General features: G+C 65.1%; 22 protein-coding genes and 1 tRNA gene. 9 read left to right on the forward strand and 14 right to left on the reverse strand.

The features are described 5' to 3' along the window. Positions 1 to 91: 91 nt before the first annotated feature. Entirely contained in the window at positions 92 to 1,321 is a 1,230-nt protein-coding gene (locus AABA84_RS14955) for a lytic murein transglycosylase (RefSeq protein ID WP_338312410.1), read from the reverse strand. Between the two features lie 149 nt (positions 1,322 to 1,470). Between AABA84_RS14955 and AABA84_RS14960 the strand changes: the two genes are divergently transcribed. The 3 genes from AABA84_RS14960 to AABA84_RS14970 all read left to right on the forward strand — a co-directional run bounded on the left by AABA84_RS14960 (position 1,471) and on the right by AABA84_RS14970 (position 2,323). Then, positions 1,471 to 1,731 carry a hypothetical protein gene (locus tag AABA84_RS14960; protein WP_212245229.1) on the forward strand — a complete coding sequence of 87 codons (261 nt, stop codon included), beginning with the start codon at positions 1,471 to 1,473 and terminating at the stop codon, positions 1,729 to 1,731. 73 nt (positions 1,732 to 1,804) lie between these two features. Beyond that, positions 1,805 to 2,056 (forward strand): hypothetical protein, encoded by a 252-nt coding sequence (locus AABA84_RS14965; RefSeq protein WP_212244280.1) that lies wholly within the window; start codon positions 1,805 to 1,807, stop codon positions 2,054 to 2,056. A gap of 84 nt (positions 2,057 to 2,140) precedes the next feature. Next, the gene (locus AABA84_RS14970; RefSeq protein WP_212244278.1) at positions 2,141 to 2,323 is read left to right on the forward strand and encodes a hypothetical protein; all 183 of its coding nucleotides are present in this window, start codon (positions 2,141 to 2,143) and stop codon (positions 2,321 to 2,323) included. 22 nt (positions 2,324 to 2,345) lie between these two features. Here AABA84_RS14970 and AABA84_RS14975 read toward each other — a convergent pair whose 3' ends face one another. Next, positions 2,346 to 2,867: a MarR family winged helix-turn-helix transcriptional regulator gene (locus AABA84_RS14975; protein WP_212244276.1), complete on the reverse strand. Its 522-nt coding sequence runs from the start codon at positions 2,865 to 2,867 to the stop codon at positions 2,346 to 2,348. A gap of 54 nt (positions 2,868 to 2,921) precedes the next feature. On the opposite strand from AABA84_RS14975, the gene AABA84_RS14980 reads away from it, so the two are divergent. After that, positions 2,922 to 3,401, forward strand: a complete 480-nt coding sequence (locus AABA84_RS14980) for a carboxymuconolactone decarboxylase family protein (RefSeq protein ID WP_212244274.1) — start codon at positions 2,922 to 2,924, stop codon at positions 3,399 to 3,401. Between the two features lie 11 nt (positions 3,402 to 3,412). Further along, a complete protein-coding gene (locus tag AABA84_RS14985) occupies positions 3,413 to 3,916 on the forward strand; it encodes a cupin domain-containing protein (protein WP_212244272.1) in 504 nt (167 codons plus the stop codon). Between the two features lie 24 nt (positions 3,917 to 3,940). On the opposite strand, the gene AABA84_RS14990 is transcribed toward AABA84_RS14985, so the two are convergent. From AABA84_RS14990 to efp, 3 genes are all read right to left on the reverse strand, one after another. Beyond that, the gene (locus AABA84_RS14990) at positions 3,941 to 4,933 is read right to left on the reverse strand and encodes a DUF808 domain-containing protein (RefSeq protein ID WP_212244270.1); all 993 of its coding nucleotides are present in this window, start codon (positions 4,931 to 4,933) and stop codon (positions 3,941 to 3,943) included. Positions 4,934 to 5,012: 79 nt separating this feature from the next. Next, positions 5,013 to 6,635: a M23 family peptidase gene (locus AABA84_RS14995; protein WP_338312411.1), complete on the reverse strand. Its 1,623-nt coding sequence runs from the start codon at positions 6,633 to 6,635 to the stop codon at positions 5,013 to 5,015. A 24-nt stretch (positions 6,636 to 6,659) separates the two neighbouring features. After that, a complete protein-coding gene (gene efp / locus AABA84_RS15000; RefSeq protein WP_018323088.1) occupies positions 6,660 to 7,226 on the reverse strand; it encodes an elongation factor P in 567 nt (188 codons plus the stop codon). A gap of 162 nt (positions 7,227 to 7,388) precedes the next feature. Between efp and epmA the strand changes: the two genes are divergently transcribed. The 3 genes from epmA to AABA84_RS15015 are packed head-to-tail and all read left to right on the forward strand — an operon-like array spanning position 7,389 to position 9,842. Beyond that, a complete protein-coding gene (epmA, locus tag AABA84_RS15005) occupies positions 7,389 to 8,453 on the forward strand; it encodes an EF-P lysine aminoacylase EpmA (protein ID WP_212244266.1) in 1,065 nt (354 codons plus the stop codon). Continuing rightward, positions 8,450 to 9,544 (forward strand): lysine-2,3-aminomutase-like protein, encoded by a 1,095-nt coding sequence (locus AABA84_RS15010; protein ID WP_212244264.1) that lies wholly within the window; start codon positions 8,450 to 8,452, stop codon positions 9,542 to 9,544. Before epmA ends, AABA84_RS15010 begins: the two co-directional genes overlap by 4 nt. Before the next feature lie 43 nt (positions 9,545 to 9,587). Next, positions 9,588 to 9,842 (forward strand): hypothetical protein, encoded by a 255-nt coding sequence (locus tag AABA84_RS15015; RefSeq protein WP_212244262.1) that lies wholly within the window; start codon positions 9,588 to 9,590, stop codon positions 9,840 to 9,842. A gap of 70 nt (positions 9,843 to 9,912) precedes the next feature. Here the strand turns inward: AABA84_RS15015 and AABA84_RS15020 are convergent, their stop codons facing one another. The 9 genes from AABA84_RS15020 to AABA84_RS15060 all read right to left on the reverse strand — a co-directional run bounded on the left by AABA84_RS15020 (position 9,913) and on the right by AABA84_RS15060 (position 16,677). Beyond that, positions 9,913 to 10,998 (reverse strand): 3-deoxy-7-phosphoheptulonate synthase, encoded by a 1,086-nt coding sequence (locus AABA84_RS15020; RefSeq protein ID WP_338312412.1) that lies wholly within the window; start codon positions 10,996 to 10,998, stop codon positions 9,913 to 9,915. 233 nt (positions 10,999 to 11,231) lie between these two features. Continuing rightward, positions 11,232 to 11,810, reverse strand: coding sequence for an HdeD family acid-resistance protein (locus AABA84_RS15025; RefSeq protein WP_212244258.1), 579 nt, complete (start codon positions 11,808 to 11,810; stop codon positions 11,232 to 11,234). A 69-nt stretch (positions 11,811 to 11,879) separates the two neighbouring features. After that, positions 11,880 to 12,920: a PrsW family glutamic-type intramembrane protease gene (locus AABA84_RS15030; protein WP_028144767.1), complete on the reverse strand. Its 1,041-nt coding sequence runs from the start codon at positions 12,918 to 12,920 to the stop codon at positions 11,880 to 11,882. 283 nt (positions 12,921 to 13,203) lie between these two features. Further along, positions 13,204 to 13,359, reverse strand: a complete 156-nt coding sequence (locus AABA84_RS15035) for a hypothetical protein (RefSeq protein ID WP_212244256.1) — start codon at positions 13,357 to 13,359, stop codon at positions 13,204 to 13,206. Positions 13,360 to 13,419: 60 nt separating this feature from the next. Next, positions 13,420 to 13,677, reverse strand: coding sequence for a hypothetical protein (locus tag AABA84_RS15040; RefSeq protein WP_212245227.1), 258 nt, complete (start codon positions 13,675 to 13,677; stop codon positions 13,420 to 13,422). Between the two features lie 151 nt (positions 13,678 to 13,828). Next, positions 13,829 to 14,836 (reverse strand): acyl-CoA desaturase, encoded by a 1,008-nt coding sequence (locus tag AABA84_RS15045; protein WP_212244254.1) that lies wholly within the window; start codon positions 14,834 to 14,836, stop codon positions 13,829 to 13,831. Positions 14,837 to 14,958: 122 nt separating this feature from the next. Continuing rightward, on the reverse strand, positions 14,959 to 15,585 hold the full coding sequence (locus tag AABA84_RS15050; RefSeq protein WP_212244252.1) for a PilZ domain-containing protein: 627 nt from the start codon (positions 15,583 to 15,585) through the stop codon (positions 14,959 to 14,961). 215 nt (positions 15,586 to 15,800) lie between these two features. Beyond that, positions 15,801 to 16,487 carry a hypothetical protein gene (locus AABA84_RS15055; RefSeq protein ID WP_338312413.1) on the reverse strand — a complete coding sequence of 229 codons (687 nt, stop codon included), beginning with the start codon at positions 16,485 to 16,487 and terminating at the stop codon, positions 15,801 to 15,803. 115 nt (positions 16,488 to 16,602) lie between these two features. Next, positions 16,603 to 16,677: transfer RNA gene (locus AABA84_RS15060), tRNA-Glu, on the reverse strand. A 225-nt stretch (positions 16,678 to 16,902) separates the two neighbouring features. Here AABA84_RS15060 and AABA84_RS15065 point away from each other — a divergent pair. After that, positions 16,903 to 17,157 (forward strand): PilZ domain-containing protein, encoded by a 255-nt coding sequence (locus AABA84_RS15065; protein WP_018323099.1) that lies wholly within the window; start codon positions 16,903 to 16,905, stop codon positions 17,155 to 17,157. Positions 17,158 to 17,173: the final 16 nt, after the last annotated feature.

Below are 17,173 nucleotides of genomic sequence, written 5' to 3' on the forward strand. Positions count from 1 at the left end.
TCGGCGCGAGCCCGGAATCCATCGTGCAGCAAGCAATTTGGAGGAATGGATTCCGGGTTCTCGCTACGCGAGCCCCGGAATGACGGCGTACCTACGATCCCTGTCGCAGCTTGGCCAGCACCTTCAACCCGCCATAGCCGTCCGCCGGCGTGATGCCGGCGCGCTGTTGGAAATCCTTGATCGCCTTCATGGTGTCGTTGCCGACCCGGCCGTCGGTGCCGCCGGTGTCGAAACCGGCTTTCGTCAATCGCGTCTGCATCTCCTGCACCTCGGCGAGCGTGAGCGCGCGCTCGGAGCCGGGGAAGGGCTGGATGAAGGGCGGCGCCCCCAGGCAGCGGTCGCCGAGATGGCAGATCGCGAGCGCATAGTTCATGGACGGGTTGTAGCTCTTCACCGAGTAGAAATTCGGTCCCAGCAGAAACGTCGGTCCGCCCGCAACCGGCGTCCACATCTGCGCGGATGCGTTCGGCTGCGGGAACGGCTGGCCGTCGGCTCGGGTGACGCCGGCTGACGCCCAGGCCGCATAGGTGCGGCTGCCGCTCATATTGCCGGCGGCGCGTACCTCATAGCCCCAATGTTCGCCGCGATGCCATTTGCCGCGATTGACGAGGTATTTTGCGGTCGAGCCCAGCGCGTCGTCGGGCTTGCCGAATGGCGAGACCTTGCCGTCGCCGTCATAGTCGATGCCGACATTGAGCCAGACTTCCGGCATCCATTGCGAATGGCCCATCGCGCCGGCCCAGGAGCCCTGCATCTGCTCGGGCGTGCTCCAGCCCTTGTCGACGATGCGCAGCGCGTTGATCAACTCGGTCTCCCAATAGGCCTTCCGGCGCGGCTCGTTCCAGGCGAGCGCGGCGAGCGAGGGAAATACCGGCGTCATGTGGTTCTGCTGCACCAGGGGATCGCCATAGGCGGACTCGACGCCCCACAGCGCCAGCAGCGTGCCGCGCTCGACACCGAAATCGCGCTCGATGCGCGCGAGCAGCGCCTCGTTGTTCTTCAGTGCGATCTTGCCGTTGATGACGCGCCAGTCCGAGACGCGGCGGTTGATGTATTGCCAGACCTGCTCGTGGAATTCGGGCTGGCTGCGCATCTGCTTGAACACGCTCATGTCGGGCTCGACCCGTCCCATCGCGCGTTGCCAGGTCGCGGCCGAAATGCCCTTGGCCATCGCACGTGCGCGGAAGCTCTCGCGCCATTCGTCGAAGCCTGGAGGCGCGGCAAGGACGCGTGTCGGGAATGCGAGCAAAGCGGCCGCACCGAGCGTCGATTGCAGCAGGCTGCGGCGAGTTGGATGGAGCGAGGAATCAGTGTGCGTCATGGACACATTGTAGCCCGAAACATGGCCTGTGTGGGTCGGTTCCCGGAACAGCCGCACGGCTGATTCTGCGCGACCCAGGATCAGGCTTTCTGTCGGAACAAACTGTCGCAGTCCCGCATTCCCTCCGTATCCGGAAGGAGGAAGAGATGATGAGGACATATCTGTTTGCCGCTGCCATGATCACCGCCGTTGCGACGCCTGCGTTCGCGGATGAAGTCGGCGTTCACGTCGGCCCGGTCGGCGCCGGCGTGACGGTCGGTCAGTCTCACGAGTACCGCGAGCGAGACCGCGATCACGACCGCACCACCGTCATCAGGGAGCGCGAGCCCTCTGATCGCACCACGGTAATCAAGAAACAGGATGAATTCGGCAATCGCAGCAAGACCGTGATTCATCACGACAACGACTGACGGAGCGGGGCCCCGGCGGATCGTCGGGGCCCGCCTTTCGCATGCAGTCCGTTCATCGAGAATTCGGAGTGGAATGAAGATACACACGCATGCGGAAAGCCATGTCGTCGAACTCGACGACGGATCGCAATGGCAGATCTTTCCCGGCGATCTCGCGACCACGCTGAGCTGGAAGCCCGAGACCGATCTGCGTCTCGAGCAGAGCGGTGATCGGGTGAGTTCGCATGTGCTGGTGAATGCCACCGACGACAGCCGCGTACGGGTGATCGCGGCGGACGAGACCTGGGTCGACGGTGAGGTTAAGAAAGTGTTGAAGGGCGGGTAGTCGGCTCCCGCGCTTCTCGAGTACCCCCAACTTTAAGCCTGTCGCTTTACGGTCGGTTCGCTTCCATCTGCGCATGATGCGCGCATGCCGGAGCTGTTCAACATCATCCGTGCCAATCCCTGGCCATTCGGCGCCGGGCTCTTCGTCGTGATCCTGATGATCATCGCGGAGAACTTTGGCCGCGGTGTTCAGGGCGGCGACGGCGGTGGGGGCGGCGATTTTTCGGATGCCGCCGGCTGTGACGGCGGCGGAGACGGAGGCGACTAGCCGTTGCCCGGGTTCTCCTCGCCTAGTCCTCCTGCAACTCCGTCGCGACGTTGGCGAGCCAGCGGCGAATGCTCGCCTCGGCCTTGGCGTCGAGGCCGCCAGCCAGACGCTTCTCCAGCGCGATCACGCGTTCTCTGCACGCCTTCAACAACGTCGTTCCGCGCTTGGTCAGCGTCCATTGCTGGATACGGCCGTGGACGGGATGAGGCGTCATCACAATCGCGCCGTCGCGTTCGAGGTTGCGGATGATGACCCCGACCGTCTGCGGCGTGAGGAAGGTGAGGCGGGCCACATCGGCACCCGATAGTCCCGGATAGGCATTCAGCATCGTCAGCACGGCAAATTGCGGTGACGTCACGCCGAGGTCTGCGAGCGTCCGCTCCATCGTCAGACGGACAGCTGCATTGGCCTGTCGCAAGAGATAGCCGAGATAGCCCTGCTCGCCGCGCTTGCCTTCGCCCGGGGCGGGCACGTGCACGGCATCAGGGCCGGCGGTTTTGCCCCGGAATTTCGATCTCGTGATATCGGGTGCCTTGCGTAACATGTAAGTGCTCTTATAAGATGTAAGCAGTCTTATAATAGCACGAGGTGAACGGCAATGTCACACGTCCGCAGCGAATACGAGGATTTCAAGCGGATCGCACCCGATGCGTATGATGTGGTACTTGCGCTGGGCCAGCTTGCGGCCAAGGCCGGCCTCGACAAGCAGCTTCTCGAGCTCGTCAAGCTGCGCGCCTCGCAGATCAACGGCTGCGCCTTCTGCGTGCAGCATCACATTCTCCTCTCTGAACGCATCGGCGTGCCCGTGGACAAGCTCAACCTGGTCGCAGTCTGGCGCGAGGCGCCGATCTTTTCGCCGCGCGAGCGCGCCGCGCTGGCATGGGCCGAGGCGCTGACCTTGCTCCCCGGCGGCGTCGGCGAGGAGGTCTATGCCGAGGCTGCCCGCGAATTCTCCGAGACCGAGCTGATGTACCTGACCTCGGCGGTCGCCTCGATCAACGTCTGGAATCGCTTCGGTGCTGCGTTTCGCTGGACGCCGGCGCCGCGGCCGGTGGCCGCGAATGCTGCGGCATCCTGAGGGAGGTTACGATGACAGCGATGAGTGTTTCTGCCGTGCAGCGTCCGGCGCCGTCACGTTCGACGGCGTTCGCCGTCGTTGCGGGGCTGGCCTGTGCGCTGGCGATCGGCAAAGCGCTGCCGGTGACGATGGATGCCGTCTCTGGCGCGCTGGCGCCGCTCTGCGCCACGGCGGCGGAGAGCTCGCCGCTCGACAAGGTCGAACCGATTGGCTCCTACGCATTGCCGAACGTGCCGGGCAAGCGCGTCACCATCGTGCGCGTGACCTATGGTCCGGGCGGGTTTTCACGGCCGCATCGCCACGCAGGATCCGTGACCGCCTACATCACCAAGGGCGAGATCCGCTCCCAGCTCGGCGGCGGTCCTGTCGCGACGTTTGGCGTCGGCCAGTCCTTCTTCGAACCGCCGGGCTCGACGCACCTGGTCTCGGCCAACGCCAGCGCGACGGAGCCCGCGGAATTGATCGCGGTGTTCGTGGCGGACGAGGGCGCGCAGCTCACGACGTTCTTGGAGTAGCTCGCGCCCGTCGCCCGGATGCGGCTAGGAGGCGCGGTCCCGCGATCGCCTCAGCCGTTTCCATGCCGGCGAGAGACCGTATTGGACTGCCGGAATGGCAAGCGCGCCGACAAGCAGTCCAAGCACGCCTGAGATGGCCGCCTCGACCGACCATTCGATGACGCCGGCCATGGATGGAAGGGCGTGTGCGGCCGCCTCGGTTGCGGCATGGACCGTGCGGCCGACTACCGGCGGGCCGTATTTTTCGATGCCGTGCAGGATGATGCCGCCGCCAACCCAGATCATGGCGGCAGTGCCGATGGTGCTCAGCACCGCCAGGAAGGTGGGCATACCGCGGACCAGCGCGCGTCCAAGCGAGCGGATCGCGGCGCCTATGACGGAGGCGCCGTCGTAGCGCGCAAGGGCCACGCCGGCATCGTCCGCCTTCACGATCAGGGCAACCACGCCGTAGACCCCGACCGTGATGCCGAACCCGACCAGCGCCAGCACCAGCGCCTGCATCCAGATGCTGCCCGCCGGAAGGGCCGCCAGCGTGATCGCCATGATCTCCGCCGACAGGATGAAATCTGTCTTGATGGCGCTCGCGACCTTCTCGTCCTCGACCGACCGGGCATTCAGCGCGATCGGCTGGAGCTGGGCTTCGTGGTGGTGCGCATGATGCGGCATCACGGCTTCGAGCACCTTCTCGGTACCCTCGTAGCAGAGAAAGGCTCCGCCCAGCATGAGCAGCGGCGTCACCGCGGTGGGAAGGAAATAACCAAGCAGCAGGGCAACGGGAAGCAGAATCAGTAACTTGTTGCGCAGCGATCCGACCGCAATCTTGCCGACGATCGGGAGTTCGCGTTTCGAGGCAAAACCGATGACGTAGTTCGGCGTGACGGCCGCGTCGTCGATGACCACGCCGGCCGCCTTTGCGCCCGCCTTGGCAGCCTGGCTCGCCACGTCGTCGAGCGAGGCCGCTGCCACCTTTGCGATCGCCGCGATATCGTCGAGAAGACCGATCAGTCCGACACTCATCAACCCTATTCTTTCTTCTCAAACCCACGGCGTGCGCGACAACACGCTCTCACCCTCCGGCACGGGAGCGAGCAGGCCGTCAGTTCTCCTCGCCGCTCGACCCCTCGCGCAGGTCCGGCTTGATCACGTCGTCCGGCAGCGCATGGGCGACCGGCTGCGCCGTGACTGCGATCTCCGGGCCGACCTCACGGCCGCGAGCGCGGATCAAGCGTTCATAGGCCGAGACCAAGGTGACGTAGGGGCTGACCCAGATCCAGCCGTCGCGCGTGAACACCTGCACGTCGAAATGCAGATGCATCGAGGTGCCGGCCGGATGGTCCAGATAGTTCGAGATCACGCCGATCTTCTCGCCTTCGGTGACGATGCGGCCATTGAGCACGCCATCGGCGTTCATTGTGTTCGGATTCATGTGCATGTAGCGGAAGCGGATGTGCTCGGTGCGGCTGTTGACTTGAAGCGTCGCAGCCTGATCCTTGGACGCACGGATCACGATGGCGTCGCGCACTGCGACGACACCGCGCTGCTTGGGATCGCAGGGCTCTCGGCCTTCGCCGGGCGGCGGGCAGTCGGCGGCGCGGATGTCCTCGCCCTGATGGCCGTAACCGCCCGCGCATTGCCAGACCTCGAAACTGCGGGATTCGCAGAAATTGTCGCGCCAGGGATAGGCGGTCGTGCTCTCCGTCTTGTCACGCTTGGCATAGGATTGCGAGCGGACGAAGGCGGGTGTCTTTTCGAGCGGAAAGCGGATTTGTGCATAGGCCATTGCGTCGGCATGGCCGCCCTGCTTGCGGTAGCCGGTGTTCGGGATGATATCGCCGCTCGCCCGGTAGGTGAAATCCGCCGAACGGCCCGCCGGACGATCGAGGATGTTGGAGGCGATGTCCGTCAATGGCCGCATGCCCTGGCCGCCGGCGACGCGCAGGGCCTTCAGGAAACGCTCGGCAACCGGATAGGCTTCCTTGCAGGCCAGCCGCCGCGGCTTGGCGACGCTGTCGAGGCACTGGATCGACACCACATAGGCGACGCCGAAACGGGTGAAAGCGTAGCGTACATAGCCTTCCCGGATGAACCTGCGCAGGTCCGGGTAGAGCGCTGCGAGCGGTTTGATCTGCTCGCCCTTGCCGCCGGCGGGATCAGCGATGTCGTAGACGAGCGACGAGCCCGTGATCTGCACTTCGACCGGCCTTGTGAACACCCGGCTCGGCATGCCGTCGCCGGCGCCGGGCTCGAGCGAGAAGGTCGCACTGTAGCCGGCGGGGCCGGCATCGAACATGTCGACCGGATTGAAGTCCGCCTGGTAGCGGGGCAGCGCGAGCGTCGCCGCTGCGCTGCTGCGTTGCGCCTCGAGGTAAGCGGCGGCGTCGAACGGCAGCAGCACCGGCACGGGACTGCGGGTGATGCCGGTGAAGAATCGCGAGGAAACCGCGTTGAGCTGTACCAGGGCGGGCATCGCGCGGGGATCGTAGCGCGGCACCGAACGGCGAGGCGCGAAGATGACATCGTCCGCGACGCGGGGGCGGCTGTTGATCTCGGTGCGGAGCTGGTCGAGCGCTGCGCGCCAGTCGACGCGCAGGGCCGTGAGCGAGGGGCTGCGGAATTCATCCGCAGCGAGCGGAGTGGCAATGAGGAGCGAAAGCGACGCCAAAAGAATCGAGACGAAGCGGAAACCCTTCCCAACCACTGTCTCGCCCCCCGGCGGCACCTGCTGCGATTGCTCTGTTCCCCGTCAGTCCTTGGCGCGTTCGGAGTAGGAGCCGTCCTCGGTCATGACCACGATGCGGGTGCCGACCGCGATGTGCGGCGGCACGGTGGTGCGCACGCCGTTGGACAGCACCGCCGGCTTGTAGGAGGACGAGGCGGTCTGGCCCTTGGTCACCGGCTCGGTCTCGACCACTTCCAGCGTCACGCGCTGCGGCAGCGCGAGCGAGACCACGTTGACGTCGTGGGTCGACAGCTTGACGGTCATGTCGGGTTGAAGATACGAGGCCGCGTCGCCGACGACGTCCTTGGAGACCTGGACCTGATCGTAGGTTTCCGGGTTCATGAAGTGGAAGCCGTCGCCATCTTCATACAGGAAGGTGTAGTTGCGCTCTTCGATGGTGGCCTTTTCGACCTGGTCGGTGGTCTTGTAGCGTTCAGAGATCTTTACCCCGTCCGAGATTCGGCGCATTTCGATCTGGCTGACCGGGGTGCCCTTGCCGGGGTGGATGTTTTCGGCGCTGACGACGACATAGAGCTTGCCGTCTTGCTCGATCACGTTGCCTTTGCGAATAGAACTGGCGATGACTCTCAAAGCTATATTTCCTGCTTGCTTGGCCCGGCACCGGCCAGGACGTGGTCGAATCGATGGGGGACTTGGGGCCTCAAATCGGACCTCGGCGCCCGTTTCGGGCCGCAACATACTGATTTTGCCGTTAGATGCCAGCGTTTTGCTCGGGTCTGGGGCCGTCGGGTAATGGCTGGGGACAAGCCCATCTCACCGTTCTGGTCGCCCGGGCGGCACCTCGACCGTCGGCCGTTCCTCCAGGCCAGAGGGGCCATTACCGGGTCTCTACGGGCCTTTTTCGCCGAGCAGGGGTTCGTGGAGGTCGAAACCTCCGTCCTCCAGGTCTCCCCGGGCAATGAGACCCATCTGCACGCCCCCCGGACCGAGATCGTGCGGCCGGACGGCAGCCGGGCCCTCCGGTATCTGCGGACTTCGCCCGAATTCGCCTGCAAGAAGCTGCTGGCGGCGGGCGAGACGCGGATTTTCGAGCTCGCCCGGGTGTTCCGGGACCGTGAGCGCGGCGACCTGCATCTGCCCGAATTCACCATGCTGGAATGGTATCAGGCAGGCGCCTCCTATGACGCCATCATGGCCGATTGCGTCGTCGTCATCGCCCGTGCGGCGCAGGCGACCGGCATCGGCACCTTCTCGTTCCGGGGCCGGACCGCCGATCCCTTCGCCGAGCCCGAGCTCCTGACGGTCGCAGGCGCCTTCGAACGGTTCGCCGGCATCGACCTGCTGTCGACAATCAGGGACGGCGAGGGTAACCGTGCCGCGCTGGCCGAGGCGGCCAGTGGCAAGGTCCGTGTGGCCGAGGACGACACCTGGTCTGACATCTTCAGCAAGGTGCTGGTGGAGCACGTCGAGCCGCATCTGGGGCAGGGGCGTTTGACCATTTTGTTCGAATACCCATCTCCAGAGGCGGCGCTGGCACGCGTGAAGACTGACGATCCCAGGGTTGCCGAGCGCTTCGAGGTCTACGCGTGCGGCGTCGAGCTCGCCAACGGCTTTGGGGAACTGACCGATGCCGAGGAGCAGCGAAAGCGCTTCACGGAATCGATGACGGAAAAGCAGCGCCGCTACGGCGAAGCCTATCCGCTCGACGAGGACTTTCTGGCCGCGGTCGCCGCAATGCCGGAGGCCAGCGGCGTCGCGCTCGGCTTCGACCGGTTGGTGATGCTGGCGAGCGGCGCCGCGCGGATCGATCAGGTGGTTTGGACGCCACCTGCAAATGAAGCGTCTAGTGAGACATGACGAAAACGAACCTTGCACGCACCCTGCGCGAGCCGGCTGAGCTGGTCGCCGAAGGTCTGGCGCCCGCAGCGGCGCTGCCGGCCCTCGAACGCGTTGCCGCGCGCTATGCGGTGGCGATCACGCCGGCGCTGGTCGAGCTGATCGATCCGTCGGACCCTGACGATCCCATCGCACGGCAATTCGTTCCGAGTGCAAGCGAATTGGAGATGCAGCCGGGCGAGGACGCCGACCCGATCGGCGATCATCCGCACTCGCCGGTATCAGGGATCGTGCACCGCTATCCCGATCGCGTCCTGTTCAAGCTCGTTCACGTCTGCGCGGTCTATTGCCGGTTCTGCTTCCGCCGCGAGATGGTGGGACCCGGCAAGGAGAGCGCGCTGTCGGACGACGCCTATCGCGCGGCGATCGATTACATCCGTTCGCATCACGAGATCTGGGAAGTGATCCTGACCGGCGGCGATCCGCTGATGCTGTCGCCCCGCAGGATGGGTGAGATCATGGCCGAACTCGCGGCGATCGATCACGTCAAGATCATCCGCCTGCACACCCGCGTGCCCGTGGCTGATCCCGCGCGCATCAGCGACGAGTTGGTTGCGGCGCTGAAAGTTGAAGGCGCGGCCACCTGGGTAGCGCTGCATGCCAACCATGCGCGCGAACTGACGGGACCGGTGCGCACCGCCTGCGCGCGGCTCGTCGATTCCGGAATTCCCCTGGTGAGCCAGTCCGTGCTTTTGCGCGGGGTCAACGACAACATCGCCGCGCTGTCGGATTTGATGCGAGCTTTCGTCGAATGCCGGATCAAGCCCTACTATCTGCATCACGGCGATCTCGCGCCGGGCACCGCGCATCTGCGCACGACCCTTGCGGAGGGGCAGGACCTGATGCGGCAGTTGCGCGGGCGGGTGTCAGGGCTGTGTCAGCCGGACTATGTCATCGACATTCCCGGCGGCGCCGGCAAATCCCCGGTGGGGCCGAGCTACGTCTTGGCGCCGCAAAATACCGCACCCCCTGCGGGTGATACGGGAGCCGAAACGCGCTATCGTATCGTGGACTATTGCGGCGACGTTCATCTCTATCCGCCCGAGACCTGAGCGGTAATGGAGAACGCGCCGGTTCGAGAATGGAGAAGCGGACATGAAAGAGATCATGGTGGCAGCATCGCTCGTGGTCTTGCTTGGCGGCGCGGCGGCAGCACAGACCGGCGGCTCCAAGGGATCGACAACCGGCGGCGCAAGCTCTGGATCGGTGTTGCCGGCACCGGTCGGTCACCGCCAGCCGCGCGCGGCTGACGTGCCGAGCGAGAAGAATTTGAGCAATCCGAACACCCCCGCGAACAAGGAAGACGCTGAGCTCGATCGCAAGATCAAGAGTATCTGCCGCGGCTGCTAGGGCTTTCCACCTCTCCCCGCCAGGGAGAGGTGGAAATCGCGCAAGCGACGAACACTTTGCTCGCCATTCTTCAAGCCGAGCGCTCCTGCAGTCCGGCGCGACGGGTGTTGCGGCGGACTTCCACCGCGTCGGCGAGCTGCTCGAGCGCGGCCGCCGTAGCAGGCCAATCGATGCAGCCGTCGGTGATGCTCTGGCCGTAGGCGAGCGGCTTGCCCGGCACGACGTCCTGGCGGCCCGCAACGAGATTGCTTTCGATCATCACGCCCATGATGCGGCCTTCGCCGCCTGAGATCTGGCCGGCGATGTCGGCCGCCACCTGCGGCTGGTTCTCGGGCTTCTTGCTCGAATTGGCGTGGCTGGCATCCACCATCACCAGCGGTGCGACGCCGGATTTGGTCAGCTCGTTGCAAGCGGCCGCGACGCTTGCCGCGTCATAGTTCGGCTTGCTGCCGCCGCGCAGGATGATGTGGCAGTCCTCGTTGCCGGCGGTCGAGGCGATCGCCGAGCGGCCGAGTTTTGTAACGGCCATGAAATGATGAGGATGCGAGGCCGATTTTACCGCGTCCGCCGCGATCCGCACATTGCCATCGGTGCCGTTCTTGAAGCCGACGGGACACGACAGCCCGGAGGCCAGCTCGCGATGGATCTGGCTCTCGGTCGTACGCGCACCGATCGCGGCCCAGGACACGAGGTCGGCGATGTATTGCGGCGTCGTCATGTCCAGGAATTCGGTGCCGGCGGGCAGGCCGAGATTGTTCACCGCCGACAGCACGTTGCGCGCCAGCCGCAGGCCCTTGTTGATGTCGAAGCTGCCGTCCAGATCGGGATCGTTGATCAGGCCCTTCCAGCCGACGGTGGTGCGCGGCTTCTCGAAATAGACCCGCATCACGATCTCGAGCTGATCGGCGAGGTCCTCGCGCAAAGTCGCGAGACGCTCGGCATATTCGAGCGCCGCCTTGGGATCATGCACCGAGCACGGACCGACCACGACGAGCAGGCGGTCGTCCTGGCCATTGAGGATGGCGTGGATGGCGTTGCGCGCCGCCATCACCACACGCGTCGCGGTGAGCGTGCGCGGGACTTCCCGTATCACCTCATCCGGCGTGCTCAGTTCTTTCAATTCGCGGATACGAAGATCGTCGGTCGTGCTCAGCACGGCGGGCTCCTGTTTGTTTCGAACCTGCCGGCCAATAAAAAAGCCGCCAGGTCTGGCGGCTTGTTCGGACGTTTGCTTCAATATTCAGATTGAGCGCGATCCTCCTGCCGCCAGCGAGCTGTCGTAGCTAAAGTACCAAAAATAGCTGGTGGCGACGGTGATCATGGTGGGGCATATAGCGCGGCATCGGCGGATTGTCACCCCCCAATCGGCGCGGCAGGTGACGAGGCGGGTCAGGTGTTGCTGTTGCGCGCCGCCAGCGCCAGGCCGATCAGGCTGGCGCCGCCGAACAGGAGGTTGATACCGACGAGGACGCCGATGGCCCATTCAGCCGAGCTCGGCAGTCCGGTGATCACCATGAAGGAGATCGCGATGTCGACGAGGCCCGAGATCAGCAGCCACGACCAGCGGCCGCTGAGCTCGCGGCGGTGCTCCAGTGCGTACATGATGGTGGCGACGCCCTCGGCCAGGAAGTAGGCGCCGACCACGATGGTCAGCGTCAGCACGGCCTGCATCGGGCGCGCCAGCAGCAGCATACCGGCGAGCACGGCGAGCGCGGCCGAGATCAGCGACCACCAGAAGCCCGGCGTGCTGCGCGCCCAATAGGTCACGATCAGCCCGCCGATACCGCTGATCAGGAACATCCAGCCGAGGAAGATCGCGATCGCAAGGCTTGCGAGCGGCGGCAGGATCAGCGCCGCGACGCCGAGAATCGCGAGCAGGATGCCCTCGAACAGAAAGGCCTTCCAGTGGGCCTTGACCCTCTGGCTCATCATGGATTGCAGCCGTGAAAAATCTTCGGGCGACGTCATCGGCAGGCTCCAGATCGAAAGGTCTGCGCTCAATCTAGTATGCGCGCAGCGCGCTCGCCATCCCGCGGCTCACCCGCCGCCGGGCGCCGAGGAAAAACCTTCCGCGCTGGTGCGGATGCGGTTGCGGCCGAGAACATAGATCGCCGTTGTGACAATCAGAAGCGCAAGGCCGAGCAGGATCGATACGAAGCCGATCGGGATCAGGGCCAAAGTCAGATTGCGCTCGGGGTTGATGAGCCAGTGATGGATCGAGGTCAGCACGAAGGCGAGCCCGAGAAAGCCAACGCCCCCGCCGGCAAGCAGCAGCGCCCACATCCGGCGGAGCTGGCTGAGCCGCTCCCGTGCGACATCGGTCCGGGGGGCGTGGTGGCGGGCGACGCGCCGGACCAGGCGGATGGCGAAGGCGATCGAGCTGAAGCCGATCAGGAGGCTGGAGGCGCCCAGCCACATCCGCAGCGTCGGATCGAGGTCGGGCATTCTTTGCAGGGTCAGCAGCGGAAAGTCGAAGGCCGAATGCAGCGCAAGCGGGCCGGCCAGCATCAGGAGCCGGCTGGAGAGGCGAGCCCAGTCGCGATGGTGCCGGTTCGCGCCCAGCGCCGTGCCGGCGCGCGCGATCGTCAGGTAAGCGCCTGCGATGATGCCGAGCGCGCCGTGGAACGGCACGGTCAGCACGCTGCGCAAGGCGGCCAGCGAGCGCCACATCTCGGCGTGCTGGACCAGATAGGCGAGGTTCTCGTAAGCGGCGAAGCCGAGGCCGACCGCGGCGCCATAGACTACGGTGTCCATCGGATTGGCAAAGGTCCGCCGCTTGGTCGAGGAAATCACCACGATGGCGATCACCTTGACGGCTTCCTCAGGCAGCGCGACGCCGAAGATCGAATGCATGGCCAGCGCCGCCCAGGGGTCGTCGGGCGCCGCGACCATCTTGGCGAAGGGAGCCCGGGCGAGGCCCAGCAGCGAGATGCTGGCTGCCCCCAACAGGAACGCGGTCCAGACCTGGGCCGGCGGGCCGGGGCGCTCTTCGGCGGCGATGACAAGCCACAGCATCAGCAGCGCCGGGGCGATGGCGGCCGTTCCGATCACGGTGGGCAATGCTTCAATCAGGTACATCGGCGCCGAAAATAGGTTCCCTTGATCCGCTTATCTACATTCACCGATGCGACCATGTGTCATGCGCTTGCTGTCGGCTCGCTTAATGAGTGCGATAGCTTCCGTTCATCCGCCGCGGCTCGTGGCGGTGTAAAATACACGCGCAATCAATTGCATGACAGCACCTGTTCGTCATCCACGGCAATGACGGCCCGGCCACGGCTGGAACGCGATTGGCAAGCCAGATCAAGGAAGTGCGCAGGTTTCTTCGATTCACGACGCAGGCGTGCGCGGGGTAGGCCAGCTAGCCGCGCTTCGCCGTGCGGTCGCGGGGCGGTGAGGCGATCCGGCGCGTTCGCGCCTGCTCCAGCTCCCAGAAGGCGCGTACGAGGCAGGTGCCAAGGCAGAAGACGATGAGCACCAGCAGGAAAGCCTGGTCGACGGCGGGGATGTGTATCATGGCGGATGATAAAGCAACGCCCATGCCACGCGTTCCCGCAACGGCCGGCGCTTTCCGCCTTCAGTGCGTGGTGAACGGCGGCGCCGCCCCGGGAGCGACGTCGAAGGCGCCGAGATGGAATTCCTCGCCAAGGGATGCGTCAGTCTCGCCTGGTTGCGCCAACAGCGTGAACGCGGCCTGCGGATAGACCTTCCAGATCTCCAGATCGCCGGCGGTGATGGTGAGCCAGCCGAACGTGTACATGTAGCGTCCGGGCTCGGTGACCCGGCCGACCCTGTCCCAGGTGATCTTGTCCACCGTGATCTTGTCCACTGTGATCTTGTCGACTGCCATTCGGTCCCCCGATCGCAAGTCTGCAAATGACGCCGGCCCCGAGGCACGGACGTTCAAAAGCTGATCCCGCAATGGGGCCGCGATAGGGCGGTGATGCGGAGGCAAGACGGCCCGGCGGTGGCCGCTGCCTGCCGGTTCAGCGCGCCGTGGAGGCCGCCTCTGCTTCGGCCGCCCGCTCCAGCTGACGGTGCGAGGCGTGGAAGACGTCGTGGACGAGGCCGATCTTTTCCAGGCCCAGGATGATCAGGCCGTTGAGATCGATCTCCCACCAGGCGTGCGAGATGTAGGCGTCCCGCGGGAAGCGGTGATGGTTGTTGTGCAGACCCTCGCCGAAGGTGAGGATCGTGGTCACGAACTCGTTGGTCGAGGCGTCGTCGACCTCGAAGCGGCGATAGCCATAGGCATGGCAGACCGAGCCGGTGAGCTGGCTGGTGAGGATCAGCAGATAGGCTCGGAGCAGGCCCGAGAACAGCACGCAGCCGATCATGGCGTGCACGCCGCCGAAGGTGTAGCCGATCACGCCGGGGATGAAGACTGCCGACATCCCGTACCAGACCCAGCGCGTGCGCACGAAGAACATCGCGATGGGATCGGCGAGGATGTCCTTGGCATAGTATTCGTTGTCGGTGGTCGCCTGGTCGAACACCCAGCTGCCCTGGGCGTGCAGGAAGCCCTTGAACGCGCTGACATAGCGATTGCCGAAGCCGTCGAATTGCGGGCTGTGGGGATCGCCGACGTCATCGGCGTAGAGGTGGTGGCGGCGGTGGTTGGCGACCCATTTGGCGATCGAGCCCTGTACCGCCATCTGGGCGATGGCGCAGAAGAAGACCCGCATGATCGGGCCGGTACGGAAGCTGCGATGGACGAACAGGCGGTGCATGCCGGCGCCGATGCCGAACGTCGTCAGCGCGAACATCCAGGCGAATGTGAACAGCTCGACCTTGCCGACGCCTTGCGTCACGGCCCAGATGATGCCGGCGACCGCGCCGACATAGAGGATGCCGAGCAGGAGATAGCTTTCGCGCAGCTTGGCCTGGACCAGCGGTCCCTCGGTGACGACGCCGGGTGGAAGCTGCGGCTTGGGCGCGACGGGCGGGTTCGGCGCGATCTCTGCCGGGGCGAACTCGGCGTCGGCGATGGACATTCCGGGACTTCCAATACTCAAGGCCCGCAGTGATTGCGGACGGACCGGGTCACACCCTACCGCGCAGGGGGCGCCATCTCCAGTATTTAGTTAAAAAAGAGTTAAGATTGATCGGGCCGGCTTCAGGCCGATTGCAGCAAGGGCGTGCGAACGATCAGGCGGGCGAGGTCGTCTCGCGACTGCTTTTCCGCGAATTTGACTGCAAAGCCGTTGTCGAATTTGCGGATTACGCGCCCGACACAGGCCCCGACCGCAAGCGGGGTTCCGACCGGCGGATCGTATTCGCAGGAGATCGCGACGCCAGCCGTGGAGACGTCGATGATGAAGCACGGATGGCTGCTGCCGTCGGCGAGCGTCAGGAAGGTGTGCGAGACCTGCGGTACGAAACGCGCGTCGTTCCGCAACTCCTGGACGCTGGCGTCCTTCTGCTTCTTCTCGAGCCAGGTCAGCTTTTCCGACATCCAGGCGCGCCGCGCCCGCGTCATGTCGAGCTCCATCAGGAAACCCGACTTCAGCGTCGCGCTGATCGTGCACTGGAATTCGCCGAAATCCTGGAAGTAGGAGGTGAGGCGCTCGCCGACCTTGCCGACGACGGGCACGTCCACGATCATGCGGAACGGCGAGACGCGCTTGGTGCGGCAGGCGAAGCTGCGCAGCTTGCCCTCGCAATCATACCAGCGGGGCAGCGAGTAGCTGCCACTGACCGTGACGTCCACTGCACGCTGCCTGAGGAACTCTGCGACGGACATGAGGTGCCAATGATGTTCGGGATTGCTTCCGTAATTCCACGGTAGCGGTCAAATTCTAAGCAAATGATACCAGGGCTCGGGAGCAGGGGTAAATTTCCGGTTAACGCTCGCCTCGGTCGCGCCGCGGAAAGCGCGGCATATGGACCCGTTAGGCTGCAGGCCGCCTCACAACATCGTCATCGAGGGCGCGGTGAAGCAATGACGCGCCGCGGCGCCTAGAGCGATCCGAACAGCACCAGCAAAGCCAGCGCGCCGACGGCCATCGCGAACTGGATCGTCGTCCATGTCAGGCCGTTCGGGCTGATCTGCAATCCCAACGGCGGCAATGCGCGCCGCATCGCCAGCGCCGTGAGTGCTTCGACGATGGCGAGCAGGAGGGCGATGCCGGCGATGAAAGACCATGACTCGGCTGGAGGCATCCATGGCGCGAGCCAGGCGGGCACGGAGCCCTTCAAGGCGGCAAGCAACGCGAACCAGCCGAACCAGAATGCGGAGCGCTTGACGATGTCGGGGCCGATCGTTTCGGGCTGGAGGCTGATACCGATCGTTGCCAGCGCGCTTTCGATGCGCTCGCCGTCGGTCAGGATGACGAACGCGCCGAGATAGAGCGGAATGCGCGACTGGAAGAGCAGGGCGATGACACCGAACAGGACAACGTGGCCGATGACATCCCCGAGAAAGTCGCCGATCACGTTCTTGGCGCTGCTGCCTGACGGCGCGAGCGCGGCCGGCGCAGAATCCGCCTGACGCTGCGAAAGCGATCTGGCGCGCGCCATGTGCTCCAGCATTTTGGCGCGCCGGTCCGACGGATGCTGGCGGGGATGGCCCAGCCACGGCGGAAGGCGCGGCGTCATTGCGGACGCGCCGGACGAACCTTCAATCTCGGGAATACGCTGTGCCATGGGACCGGTTCCAACTGACATTGGTCGGTGGCGGGCAGCGGGGAGGTTCATGCGGGAGCGGCGGAAATTGCGGCCGGGCTGTCGTGGCGGCTCATTGCGGCGCCGTCGCGTGCACTGGCGCTCCCTAGCGGAATCGAACCGCTCTCTCCACCGTGAAAGGGTGGCGTCCTAACCGATAGACGAAGGGAGCAAACGCAGGGCCCTGCCGTTATTCCCGGCACGGCCGCTGGCCGGCCGAGTCGAGCCCGGCGGCTTGCAGCGGGCGAACGTATAGTGGCCTTTCTGGCTCCCGGCAAGCCGTCCGGGACCGGTCTTTTGTCCCCGGTGGACAGCGCCGGCCCCGGGGTGATCCGGAGGCGATTTCAACGGTTTCTTAGGGTTCCCTGAGTAGCGCTGGAGGGGGAGATCTTTGCCAATGCCACCGCCGAAAAAGCGCGCAGCCCGCAAGCTGCTGTCGCAGCACGCCTGGATCACCCTCGACGGTGGCTTCGCCGCGCGGCATTGCCTGGTCCAGGACATCTCGGATTCCGGCGCCAAGATCACGCTGGACGAGGACGCGAGCCAGCTCCCGGGCGTGATCCGGCTCGCCTTCGCGCGCGATGCACGCACCGGGCGGAGCTGCCAGGTGGTCTGGCGCCGCGGCAAATCAGCCGGCATCAAGTTCATCTGATCGCGGCTGCGGCCGC

The sequence above is a fragment of the Bradyrhizobium sp. TM239 genome (assembly GCF_036247985.1).
Lineage (GTDB): Bacteria > Pseudomonadota > Alphaproteobacteria > Rhizobiales > Xanthobacteraceae > Bradyrhizobium > Bradyrhizobium ottawaense.

Coding starts and splice junctions, on each gene's coding strand:
- AABA84_RS14955 (WP_338312410.1), bottom strand. CDS start 1,321: ATGACGCACACTGATTCCTCGCTCCATCCAACTCGCCGCAGCCTGCTG.
- AABA84_RS14960 (WP_212245229.1), top strand. CDS start 1,471: ATGAGGACATATCTGTTTGCCGCTGCCATGATCACCGCCGTTGCGACG.
- AABA84_RS14965 (WP_212244280.1), top strand. CDS start 1,805: ATGAAGATACACACGCATGCGGAAAGCCATGTCGTCGAACTCGACGAC.
- AABA84_RS14970 (WP_212244278.1), top strand. CDS start 2,141: ATGCCGGAGCTGTTCAACATCATCCGTGCCAATCCCTGGCCATTCGGC.
- AABA84_RS14975 (WP_212244276.1), bottom strand. CDS start 2,867: ATGTTACGCAAGGCACCCGATATCACGAGATCGAAATTCCGGGGCAAA.
- AABA84_RS14980 (WP_212244274.1), top strand. CDS start 2,922: ATGTCACACGTCCGCAGCGAATACGAGGATTTCAAGCGGATCGCACCC.
- AABA84_RS14985 (WP_212244272.1), top strand. CDS start 3,413: ATGACAGCGATGAGTGTTTCTGCCGTGCAGCGTCCGGCGCCGTCACGT.
- AABA84_RS14990 (WP_212244270.1), bottom strand. CDS start 4,933: ATGAGTGTCGGACTGATCGGTCTTCTCGACGATATCGCGGCGATCGCA.
- epmA (WP_212244266.1), top strand. CDS start 7,389: ATGGCTGGGGACAAGCCCATCTCACCGTTCTGGTCGCCCGGGCGGCAC.
- AABA84_RS15010 (WP_212244264.1), top strand. CDS start 8,450: ATGACGAAAACGAACCTTGCACGCACCCTGCGCGAGCCGGCTGAGCTG.
- AABA84_RS15015 (WP_212244262.1), top strand. CDS start 9,588: ATGAAAGAGATCATGGTGGCAGCATCGCTCGTGGTCTTGCTTGGCGGC.
- AABA84_RS15025 (WP_212244258.1), bottom strand. CDS start 11,810: ATGACGTCGCCCGAAGATTTTTCACGGCTGCAATCCATGATGAGCCAG.
- AABA84_RS15030 (WP_028144767.1), bottom strand. CDS start 12,920: ATGTACCTGATTGAAGCATTGCCCACCGTGATCGGAACGGCCGCCATC.
- AABA84_RS15035 (WP_212244256.1), bottom strand. CDS start 13,359: ATGATACACATCCCCGCCGTCGACCAGGCTTTCCTGCTGGTGCTCATC.
- AABA84_RS15045 (WP_212244254.1), bottom strand. CDS start 14,836: ATGTCCATCGCCGACGCCGAGTTCGCCCCGGCAGAGATCGCGCCGAAC.
- AABA84_RS15050 (WP_212244252.1), bottom strand. CDS start 15,585: ATGTCCGTCGCAGAGTTCCTCAGGCAGCGTGCAGTGGACGTCACGGTC.
- AABA84_RS15055 (WP_338312413.1), bottom strand. CDS start 16,487: ATGGCACAGCGTATTCCCGAGATTGAAGGTTCGTCCGGCGCGTCCGCA.
- AABA84_RS15065 (WP_018323099.1), top strand. CDS start 16,903: ATGCCACCGCCGAAAAAGCGCGCAGCCCGCAAGCTGCTGTCGCAGCAC.